Below are 10,104 nucleotides of genomic sequence, written 5' to 3' on the forward strand. Positions count from 1 at the left end.
AACTTAATTTCACCACCAAACTTCCTTGGGGCAAATGCTCACGTGGAAGATTCCTTGGTTGTTGATGGCTGTTTCGTAGATGGAACTGTTAAACATTCTATCCTCTCAACAGGTGCGCAGGTTCGCGAAGGGGCAGAAGTAGTAGATTCAGTTATCATGAGTGGTGCAATTGTTGGTCAGGGAGCTAAAATCAAACGTGCCATTATTGGTGAAGGTGCAGTTATTTCTGATGGTGTCGAAATTGATGGAACAGAAGAAGTACAAGTTGTAGGATATGATGAAGTAGTGGGGGTAGCAACAGATGAAGATTGATAAATATTCTGCCATTTTAGGAAACACAGTTGGTTTTCATGATATGTCAACACTGACAGACCACCGTCCAGTAGCTAGTTTGCCATTTGGTGGTAAATATCGCTTGATTGACTTCCCGCTTTCAAGTCTTGCTAATGCTGGGGTCCGTAGTATTTTTGGTATTTTCCAACAAGACAATATCAGCTCAGTCTTTGACCATATCCGTTCTGGTCGTGAGTGGGGCTTGTCAACTCTTCTTAGCCACTACTATCTAGGTATTTACAATACCCGTGTGGAAAGTAGTACAGTTGGAAAAGAATACTACCAACAGCTTCTTACTTATTTGAAACGTTCCGGCTCAAACCAAACAGTTTCACTTAACTGTGATGTTTTGATTAATATTGATCTGAACCAAGTATTCCACCTACACAGTGCAAATAAGGGGCCTATCACTGTAGTTTATAAAAAACTACCTAAAAAAGATATTTCAGAAGTAAATGCAATCTTGGAAGTGGATGAAACAGACCATGTTCGTTCTCACAAACTCTTTGATAGTAAATCAACAGATGAAGTTTACAATATGTCCACAGATATCTTTGTAGTCGATACACCTTGGTTGATTGAACGCTTAGAAGAAGAAGCTAAGAAAGAACATCCAGAGAAATTGCGTTATGTTTTACGGGATTTGGCGGCAAAAGAAGGGGCTTTTGCCTACGAGTACACAGGTTATCTGGCAAATATTCATTCTGTAGAGTCTTATTACCAAGCTAATAAAGATATGCTTGAATCACAAAAATTCTACTCTCTCTTCTCACCAAATCAAAAGATTTATACAAAGGTCAAAAACGAAGAGCCAACTTATTATGCTAATACATCTAAGGTAAGCACTTCTCAGTTTGCCTCAGGTAGTATCATTGAAGGTCAAGTGGCTAATTCTGTTTTATCACGTAATATTCATGTCCATAAGGATAGCTTGGTTAAAGATAGCATCTTATTCCCTCGTGTTGTTATTGGAGAAGGTGCTCAGGTCGAATATGCTATCTTGGACAAGGGTGTTGAAGTTGCGGATGGAGTTGTGATCCGTGGAACTGCAGAACATCCAGTTGTGGTTAAGAAAGGTGCTAAAGTAACAGAGGATATTCATTCATGAAAATTTTATTTGTAGCAGCTGAGGGTGCACCCTTTTCAAAAACAGGTGGTTTGGGAGACGTCATTGGCGCTCTTCCAAAATCACTGGTAAAAGCGGGACATGAAGTTGCAGTAATACTCCCCTACTATGACATGGTAGAGGCTAAATTTGGAAATCAGATTGAAGATGTTCTTCATTTTGAGGTGAGTGTTGGTTGGCGCAGCCAGTATTGTGGAATTAAGAAAACAGTATTAAATGGTGTAACCTTCTACTTTATTGACAACCAATATTATTTCTTCCGTGGGCATGTTTACGGTGATTTTGATGACGGAGAACGCTTTGCTTTCTTCCAACTTGCTGCCATTGAGGCTATGGAAAGAATTGACTTTATTCCTGACCTTCTCCATGTTCATGACTACCATACAGCTATGATTCCTTTCTTGTTGAAGGAAAAATACCGTTGGATTCAAGCCTATGAGGGCATTAAAACAGTTTTAACCATTCATAATTTAGAATTCCAAGGACAATTTTCAGAAGGAATGTTATGGGATTTGTTTGGAGTTGGCTTTGAACGTTATGCTGATGGCACCCTTCGATGGAACAACTGTCTGAACTGGATGAAGGCAGGTATTCTCTATGCGGATCGTGTTTCAACCGTTTCACCTAGCTATGCTCATGAAATTATGACCAGTCAGTTCGGATGTAACTTGGATCAGATTCTTCGAATGGAGTCTGGTAAGGTGTCTGGTATCGTGAACGGGATTGATGCTGATCTTTATAATCCTCAGACGGATGCTCTTTTAGACTATCATTTCAATCTGGAAGATTTGTCTGGTAAAGCCCAGAATAAGGCAAAATTGCAAGAAAGAGTTGGCTTACCCGTTAGGGCTGATGTTCCACTGGTGGGAATTGTTTCTCGTTTGACACGTCAAAAAGGTTTTGATGTGGTGGTCGAAAGTCTTCACCATATCTTGCAAAATGATGTTCAGATTGTTCTTTTGGGAACTGGAGACCCAGCTTTTGAGGGTGCTTTCTCATGGTTTGCTCAAATCTATCCAGACAAGCTATCAGCAAATATCACTTTTGATGTCAAACTAGCTCAAGAAATCTACGCAGCTTGTGACCTCTTCCTCATGCCAAGTCGTTTTGAACCATGTGGCTTGTCTCAGATGATGGCTATGCGTTATGGAACCTTGCCATTGGTCCATGAAGTTGGTGGCTTGCGAGATACCGTTAAAGCCTTTAATCCAATCGAAGGAAGCGGCACTGGCTTTAGCTTTGACAATCTATCTCCTTACTGGTTGAATTGGACTTTCCAAACAGCTTTGGACTTGTATAGAAACCATCCTGATGTTTGGAGAAATCTACAAAAACAAGCTATGGAGTGTGATTTCTCATGGGATACAGCCTGCAAGTCATATCTTGACTTGTACCATAGTTTAGTTAATTAATAGATAAAATCGTATGATGACTTCATACGATTTTTGGGCTGTTTAGAGAGGAGAACTGATGTCTCAAGTAAAAGGTTTGTGTGTCATGGATGTTGATGGAACCTTAATTCTAGAAGAAGTGATTGATTTGTTGGGAAGAGAGGCAGGCTGTGAGGAGGAAATTTCGCTGATTACAAGTCGGGCAATGCGAGGAGAGTTAGACTTTGAAAGCAGTTTACGAGACAGAGTGTCCTTCTTGGAAGGTCTTCCTATTTCGGTCTTTGATAAAGTCTTCAACTCTATTCATCTAACGCCAAATGCCCAGGAATTCATTTCCATTCTCCAAAAGAATGGCATCTTAGTAGGTCTGGTGTCTGGCGGCTTTACACCAATCGTTGAGACACTAGCTAAATCCCTTGGTATTGCCTATTTCTCTGCCAACCAACTAGAAGTCAAAGGTGGCTTTCTAACAGGGAAATTAGTTGGACAAATTATTAGTCCCGAGGTTAAAAAAGAGACTCTGGAACAATGGAGAAAGGAACTAAAACTTTCTAAAGAAAGAACGATTGCAATCGGTGACGGGGCCAATGATCTATTTATGTTGAAGTCAGCAGGATTGGGAATCGCTTTTTGTGGCAAAGAAGTACTCAAAAAAGAAATACCGAATCATGTTGACAAGAGGGATTTTTTAAAAGTTCTTCCTTTGATTGACTGTTTAGAATGAGGGAAAATATGAAGATTGTAATTGCACCAGATTCATTTAAGGAAAGCTTGTCCGCTCAACAAGTAGCTGAAGCAATAAAAAGAGGCTTCCAACAATCGATGGCAGATGTAGAATGTCTCCTCTGCCCTGTTGGTGATGGGGGAGAAGGTACTGTAGATGCTATCCGACATTCTCTGGACCTTGAAGAAAAATGGATCCAAGTGACAGGCCCTTTTGGCCAAAAAGAAGCCATGCGCTATTTTCAAAAAAGTCAACTGGCACTATTTGAAGTCGCCGACTTGGTTGGCCTTGGAAAAATTCCGCTAGAGAAACGAAATCCATTTCAAATCCAGACTTGTGGTATTGGAGAGTTGATTCGTCATCTCATTGCTCAAGGGATTAAAGAAATCTATATCGGCGTTGGTGGCACGGCCAGTAATGACGGAGGAATTGGGATCGCTGCTGGTTTAGGTTATCGATTTTATGATAGGGATGGAAATGTCTTGCCTGCATGCGGTCAATCCTTACTAAAATTAGCTTCTGTTTCAACAGAAAATCGCTATGAAATTCCTGAAGATGTTCAAATTCGTATTTTAGCAGATGTCGTGAGTCCCTTATGTGGTCCACAAGGTGCGACCTACACTTTTGGAAAGCAAAAAGGTTTACATCCTACTATGTTTGCAGTCGTAGATCAGGCAATCCAAGATTTTTATGAAAAAGCCTCACCTGTAACATTGGAAATTAAAGGAGCAGGAGCTGGTGGAGGCATTGCTGGCGGTTTGTGTGCCTTTGCTCAAGCAAGTATAGTATCTGGAATTGAGACTTGTTTAGATTTGATTGACTTTGATAAGAAAATTTCACATGCTGACCTGGTTGTTGTAGGAGAAGGAAGGCTAGATTGTCAAAGCTTAGCAGGTAAAGCGCCTATAGGTGTTGCAAAAAGAACCCCAGTCGGAGTTCCTGTTATTGCTATTTGCGGTAGTCTTGCTGAAGATTTACCTCCCTTACCATTTGAAAATATCCAAGCAGCCTTTTCTATTTTGGAGAAAAGTGAACCTTTAGAAGATAGTTTGAAAAATGCCAGTCTCTATCTGGAACGCACGGCAGCCAATATCGGGCACTTATTAAATATGCGCAAGATTTAGCCAAACCATTTCTTCCATAAGGATGCTTTGGATGGTTCTTCCTCTTTAACTTCCCAAAGTTTTGCAAAAGCAAGTCGAAGGTCCTTTTCTTCTACTTGTACTGGTGCATTGCTATGGATAATCAGGCCAAAAGGAGAAGAAGTATGCTCTTCAGATACAATGGTAGCTTGACTATCAGTTTCTTTAGCTTCTTTTAAGTAGAAAACTTGCTTGTCAAATTCGATATTTGGTGAAATCTTCACAAATAGTGGCTCTGCTTTTTCCTGAAGGTTTTCTAAAATAGATAAAAAGCCTTTTTCTAGCTGAGGGCTATTTGCTGTGTCAATATCTGCATATCCAAGAACTCTTTCCTCAAAAGTGCCAAGATAGCGTCTTTGCTCATCTGGATTTAATTTTGGGCCACCATGAGCTTTTTCAAGTAATTGTTTTGATAAATCTGTCATAAAAACAGTATATCATAAAAGTTAGAATAAAACAGACAAAAGAAAGCGATTACTTTATAAAGTTAAGGAAAATTTGCACAAAGATAACGTTTTTTCTTGAAAAAGGAGGGGTTTTAAGGTATTATAGAGGTGTAAAAAATTTAACTCATAAGGAGAGTAAAAAATGTCAATTATTACTGATGTTTACGCTCGCGAAGTCCTAGACTCACGCGGTAACCCAACACTTGAAGTAGAAGTTTACACTGAATCAGGTGCTTTCGGACGTGGTATGGTTCCATCAGGAGCTTCTACTGGTGAACACGAAGCAGTTGAACTTCGCGACGGTGACAAATCTCGTTACGGTGGTCTTGGTACACAAAAAGCTGTTGACAACGTAAACAACATCATTGCTGAAGCTATCATCGGCTACGATGTACGTGATCAACAAGCTATCGACCGTGCTATGATCGCTCTTGACGGTACTCCTAACAAAGGTAAATTGGGTGCAAACGCAATCCTTGGTGTGTCTATCGCTGTAGCTCGTGCTGCTGCTGATTACCTTGAAATCCCACTTTACAGCTACCTTGGTGGATTCAACACTAAAGTTCTTCCAACTCCAATGATGAACATCATCAACGGTGGTTCTCACTCTGACGCTCCAATCGCTTTCCAAGAATTCATGATCTTGCCAGTTGGTGCGCCAACATTTAAAGAAGCTCTTCGTTACGGTGCTGAAATCTTCCACGCTCTTAAGAAAATCCTTAAATCACGTGGTTTGGAAACAGCCGTAGGTGACGAAGGTGGATTTGCTCCTCGTTTCGAAGGAACTGAAGACGGTGTTGAAACTATCCTTGCTGCAATCGAAGCTGCTGGATATGTTCCAGGTAAAGACGTATTTATCGGATTTGACTGTGCTTCATCAGAATTCTACGATAAAGAACGTAAAGTTTACGACTACACTAAATTTGAAGGTGAAGGCGCTGCTGTTCGTACATCTGCAGAACAAATCGACTACCTTGAAGAATTGGTTAACAAATACCCAATCATCACTATCGAAGATGGTATGGATGAAAACGACTGGGATGGTTGGAAAGCTCTTACTGAACGTCTTGGTAAGAAAGTACAACTTGTTGGTGACGACTTCTTCGTAACAAACACTGACTACCTTGCACGTGGTATCCAAGAAGGTGCTGCTAACTCAATCCTTATCAAAGTTAACCAAATCGGTACTCTTACTGAAACTTTTGAAGCTATCGAAATGGCTAAAGAAGCTGGTTATACTGCCGTTGTATCACACCGTTCAGGTGAAACTGAAGATTCAACAATCGCTGACATCGCAGTTGCAACTAACGCAGGACAAATCAAGACTGGTTCACTTTCACGTACAGACCGTATCGCTAAATACAACCAATTGCTTCGCATCGAAGACCAACTTGGTGAAGTAGCTGAATACCGTGGATTGAAATCATTCTACAACCTTAAAAAATAAAATAGTTCAGTGAACTATTTTATCCCGAACCTTGAAATTCAAAAGTTCGGCCGTTGATTTAACAACGTTTCTAGCCCCTCGGATTTTATCCGAAGGGCTATTTTTGTATTTAGGGGGCAAAAAAGGGGCAGTGTTTATGGTATAATAGACAAAAATACGTGAATTAGAAAGAAATTATGTCTAAAGAAATTGATATCGAGTATTACCACCAGCTAGCCTTGCAAAAGCAAAAGGAGCACCGTAAAATTTTAGCCAATTTAAAGAAAAAGCCACCAAAAAATCTAGATAAGATGGCACAACAGATTCACCAAGAAGTTTTTGCGGAGATTGATTGTACGGCCTGTGCTAACTGTTGCAAGACATTGGGACCTGACTTTAAAGAAGCGGATATTACACGAATCGCCAAGTATTTTAAGATGAAATTACCAGCTTTTGAAGCAGAGTTTCTGCAGGTAGATGAAGATGGTGACAAGGTTTTCAAATCTATGCCTTGTCCCTTTTTAGGAGGAGATAATCTCTGTTCCATCTATGACGTTCGTCCAAAGGCCTGTCGTGAATTTCCTCATACAGACAGGAAAAAAATCCATCAAATCAACCATTTGACGATTAAGAATACTTTAACCTGTCCAGCAGCCTATCTCTTTGTTGAGAAATTAAAGGATAAGTTATAGAGATTTAAAGGATAAAAAATTTCTAATAATAACTAGTAATATGAAGGGAGAACTCTGTGCCTAGACCGAAAACAAAAGAGGAGCTAATGCTGGCCTCTAAGGAAAACTATGAAAAGCTCAATCGTTTCATCTCCCAACTAAGTGAAGATAAGCTACAGATTCCATTTGATTTTTCTAGAGACCCAAAGAAAAAAGAAGCACACTGGAAAAGGGATAAAAATCTACGGGATGTCTTGATCCATCTTCATGAATGGCAGCAGTTACTTTTGACTTGGGTACATTCCAATCAAAAAGGTCACGAAAGACCTTTTCTCCCTGAACCTTATAATTGGAAAACTTATGGACAAATGAATGTCGCTTTTTGGAAGAAGCACCAGAAAACCTCCTTAGAAGAAGCGACTAGACTCCTAGAACAATCACATAGGGAGGTTTTAGAGTTGATAGAAGTTTTTAGCAATGACGAACTCTTTACCAAAGGTGTCTATAAGTGGACGGGAGGAACAAGTCTAGGTTCCTACTTTGTTAGTAGCACGTCAAGCCACTATGATTGGGCTAGCAAAAAAATCAAAGCTCATCAGAGAAATTGTAAGAATAGCTAGTTGAAGTGCTATTGAAATTCACCAAAGGTCCTTCTAAGCTTCGAATAGCTTTATTCTCGTGATTTTTGAGCTATTCTAGCTTTAGAATCCTTCAAAAATTAAAATTTAAGGCAATCAATGGCTTAGAATAGTGCGAAAACATTTAGTTTATAGTAATTCTAGGTCTAGAATTACATAGATATTTATGAAGTTAGGGTGTTCGATAGTCAGGATAGTTCTATTCTGAAAGATTTGAGCTGTCAATTGTATAGGATAGTAGTTTGCCAATGAATTTTGAAAATTAGAGGGGATAAAAAGAATCTTGACATTATTAGTTTCTTGCATTATAATGAGATTACATACCGTTAGTATGTTGAAAAGGAGTTATAATGGCAAGGAATAGAAACTCACATGAAACTAGAAAAAAAATATTAGAAGTTTCGAAAGATTTATTTTTAGAAAAAGGATTTGATAATACCTCAATACAAGATATAATCGATGGGTTAGGTGGATTGACGAAAGGTGTTATTTATCATCATTTCGAGTCTAAAGATGAAATATTGCAATCAATCATTAGCGAAAATAATCAGGAAATTTTAAATTACAATTGGAGAGGAGATACTGCATTAGAAAAAATACAAAATTCTTTGATGGATGCGTTCTCTAATTTAGAACAACAAAGGCTTGTATACTCAGCTTCAATTATGTTAAGAAGTCCACGTTTATTAGGTGAACAGTATCTAAATTTATTTTCTGATTTTTTACCAGGGATTAGAGAAAAAGTTTTCGAAGGTGTTGAAGATAAATCAATTAAAACAGAATATCCAGAAGAGCTAGCTGATTTGATTGTTTTAACATTGAATATTTGGATTGGGTTCCAAATTTCTATTTATTCAGTAGAAGAATTAAAGCGTAAAATGAATTTCATTAAACTTACTTTTGAAGGACTAGGGGTGCAGTTGATTTCTGATGAAATGATGGAGGTGATTTTCAACTTATTTGATCACTTAAAAAGTGCCAAATAAGTTTTACATATAGATATTTTTTAAAATACCATATTCTAGATATGGTATTAAAAATTCTATTATACATACCTTTAGTATGTTTCTTTTTTAAATTTTTACATACCAGAAGTATGTAAAATGCTTTTTAAATAGTGTAATTAATATTAACAAAATTTTTTGGAGGAAATAATCTATGTTGTCGCTTATTAAAATTGAATTAAATAAAGTTTCTAAATCTAAATTATTTTTAGCCTGGTTGTGTACTATATTTATAGTGTTAGGTATTACAGCAATCATTATTATGGGTTTAGGTACTGACAATAAACTAGGAGAATTCACTGGACAGGATTCTAATGTTATTAGAATTACTGGTAAATGGGAAGGTTGGGCAATTGTAGCTTCATTGTTTTCATCTTTATTTACAAAAGCAGCATTTTTGATTTTCGAATCTTATTTATTATCTACGATTATTATTGATGAATTTAAACGAAGAACAATTTTTCAGTTGTTTTCTTACCCTATTTCTAAAATAAAGTTACTTTGGGGAAAAATTCTTTCAGTCATTCTAATAGCATTTATTGCCCATTTTTCTGCACATTTAGTGATTCAATTATTCATTAGATTCATGGCTGTTGTAACTGAATCAAATTATATCCCAGTAGCGAATCAAATGATTAACTTAGCTGGAATTACGGTTGGAACAGTATTAATCGGAATACTACCTTTTGTTTTAGGTATGATTAGGCATTCAATAGCTATAACAATGCTTTCAGGACTTGGTTTAGCAGCGTTACTTTCGAATGTAAGTCCAGGAGGTTTATCTAATAATATTGCTGATAACTTATTCTTTTTGATATTTGCAAGTTTCATAAGTTTAATGATTACTTCATTTTCAATTTATACTATTTCAAGAAAAGATATTAATATCAAGTAGTATAGCTAAATTTAATGGAAGGAAAGTGCTAATTTTGTGATGATTTATTTAAACGAAGAGACTGTATAAGTTAGTATTTATGCTCCTGAAGAAAAATTCTTGCATTTAAAGCTAGATATAGAAAGAGAGATAGAAATGAAAAATATTGTTGAAGTAAAAGAAGTTTTTAAAACAATTGATAAAGAAGAAATTTTAAGTGGTATCAACCTTCAAATTGCTGAAGGAGAAATCTATGGATTTTTAGGACCAAATGGCGCAGGGAAAACAACTTTAATGAAATGCATGTTATCCTTATCAACTGTTACATC

The 10,104-nt window shown here is 37.5% G+C and carries 11 protein-coding genes and 1 pseudogene; 11 read left to right on the forward strand and 1 reads right to left on the reverse strand.

Going from position 1 to position 10,104, the window contains the following annotated elements; genetic code table 11:
- From glgC to PAN06_RS11230, 5 genes and pseudogenes are all read left to right on the forward strand, one after another.
- A pseudogene (glgC, locus tag PAN06_RS11210) lies at positions 1-312 on the forward strand (glucose-1-phosphate adenylyltransferase); the annotation flags it as partial.
- Complete coding sequence (glgD, locus tag PAN06_RS11215) at positions 302-1,441, forward strand: glucose-1-phosphate adenylyltransferase subunit GlgD (RefSeq protein ID WP_269796340.1); 1,140 nt, start codon at positions 302-304, stop codon at positions 1,439-1,441. The pseudogene glgC and the gene glgD, both read left to right, overlap by 11 nt.
- On the forward strand, positions 1,438-2,871 hold the full coding sequence (glgA, locus tag PAN06_RS11220) for a glycogen synthase GlgA (RefSeq protein WP_269796341.1): 1,434 nt from the start codon (positions 1,438-1,440) through the stop codon (positions 2,869-2,871). The genes glgD and glgA overlap by 4 nt, the downstream gene beginning before the upstream one ends.
- Before the next feature lie 58 nt (positions 2,872-2,929).
- A complete protein-coding gene (gene serB / locus PAN06_RS11225) occupies positions 2,930-3,574 on the forward strand; it encodes a phosphoserine phosphatase SerB (protein ID WP_269796342.1) in 645 nt (214 codons plus the stop codon).
- Positions 3,575-3,582: 8 nt separating this feature from the next.
- On the forward strand, positions 3,583-4,698 hold the full coding sequence (locus PAN06_RS11230) for a glycerate kinase (RefSeq protein ID WP_269796343.1): 1,116 nt from the start codon (positions 3,583-3,585) through the stop codon (positions 4,696-4,698).
- Here the strand turns inward: PAN06_RS11230 and PAN06_RS11235 are convergent.
- On the reverse strand, positions 4,695-5,141 hold the full coding sequence (locus PAN06_RS11235) for a DUF1694 domain-containing protein (RefSeq protein ID WP_000131087.1): 447 nt from the start codon (positions 5,139-5,141) through the stop codon (positions 4,695-4,697). The genes PAN06_RS11230 and PAN06_RS11235 overlap by 4 nt on opposite strands.
- A gap of 163 nt (positions 5,142-5,304) precedes the next feature.
- Here PAN06_RS11235 and eno point away from each other — a divergent pair, with 163 nt between their 5' ends.
- The 6 genes from eno to PAN06_RS11265 all read left to right on the forward strand — a co-directional run.
- The gene (gene eno, locus PAN06_RS11240) at positions 5,305-6,609 is read left to right on the forward strand and encodes a surface-displayed alpha-enolase (protein ID WP_000022813.1); all 1,305 of its coding nucleotides are present in this window, start codon (positions 5,305-5,307) and stop codon (positions 6,607-6,609) included.
- A 176-nt stretch (positions 6,610-6,785) separates the two neighbouring features.
- Complete coding sequence (locus PAN06_RS11245; protein ID WP_269796344.1) at positions 6,786-7,280, forward strand: YkgJ family cysteine cluster protein; 495 nt, start codon at positions 6,786-6,788, stop codon at positions 7,278-7,280.
- A 56-nt stretch (positions 7,281-7,336) separates the two neighbouring features.
- A complete protein-coding gene (locus PAN06_RS11250; RefSeq protein WP_269796345.1) occupies positions 7,337-7,879 on the forward strand; it encodes a ClbS/DfsB family four-helix bundle protein in 543 nt (180 codons plus the stop codon).
- A gap of 368 nt (positions 7,880-8,247) precedes the next feature.
- On the forward strand, positions 8,248-8,883 hold the full coding sequence (locus tag PAN06_RS11255) for a TetR/AcrR family transcriptional regulator (RefSeq protein ID WP_049510724.1): 636 nt from the start codon (positions 8,248-8,250) through the stop codon (positions 8,881-8,883).
- Between the two features lie 172 nt (positions 8,884-9,055).
- On the forward strand, positions 9,056-9,796 hold the full coding sequence (locus PAN06_RS11260; protein WP_115904357.1) for an ABC transporter permease: 741 nt from the start codon (positions 9,056-9,058) through the stop codon (positions 9,794-9,796).
- Positions 9,797-9,931: 135 nt separating this feature from the next.
- Positions 9,932-10,104 (forward strand): ATP-binding cassette domain-containing protein (locus PAN06_RS11265; RefSeq protein WP_269796346.1); only part of this gene is annotated, 173 nt, incomplete at its 3' end.

The organism is Streptococcus sp. SM3 (assembly GCF_027497875.1).

Coding starts and splice junctions, on each gene's coding strand:
- serB (WP_269796342.1), top strand. CDS start 2,930: ATGTCTCAAGTAAAAGGTTTGTGTGTCATGGATGTTGATGGAACCTTA.
- PAN06_RS11260 (WP_115904357.1), top strand. CDS start 9,056: ATGTTGTCGCTTATTAAAATTGAATTAAATAAAGTTTCTAAATCTAAA.
- PAN06_RS11255 (WP_049510724.1), top strand. CDS start 8,248: ATGGCAAGGAATAGAAACTCACATGAAACTAGAAAAAAAATATTAGAA.
- eno (WP_000022813.1), top strand. CDS start 5,305: ATGTCAATTATTACTGATGTTTACGCTCGCGAAGTCCTAGACTCACGC.
- PAN06_RS11235 (WP_000131087.1), bottom strand. CDS start 5,141: ATGACAGATTTATCAAAACAATTACTTGAAAAAGCTCATGGTGGCCCA.
- glgA (WP_269796341.1), top strand. CDS start 1,438: ATGAAAATTTTATTTGTAGCAGCTGAGGGTGCACCCTTTTCAAAAACA.
- PAN06_RS11230 (WP_269796343.1), top strand. CDS start 3,583: ATGAAGATTGTAATTGCACCAGATTCATTTAAGGAAAGCTTGTCCGCT.
- PAN06_RS11245 (WP_269796344.1), top strand. CDS start 6,786: ATGTCTAAAGAAATTGATATCGAGTATTACCACCAGCTAGCCTTGCAA.
- glgD (WP_269796340.1), top strand. CDS start 302: ATGAAGATTGATAAATATTCTGCCATTTTAGGAAACACAGTTGGTTTT.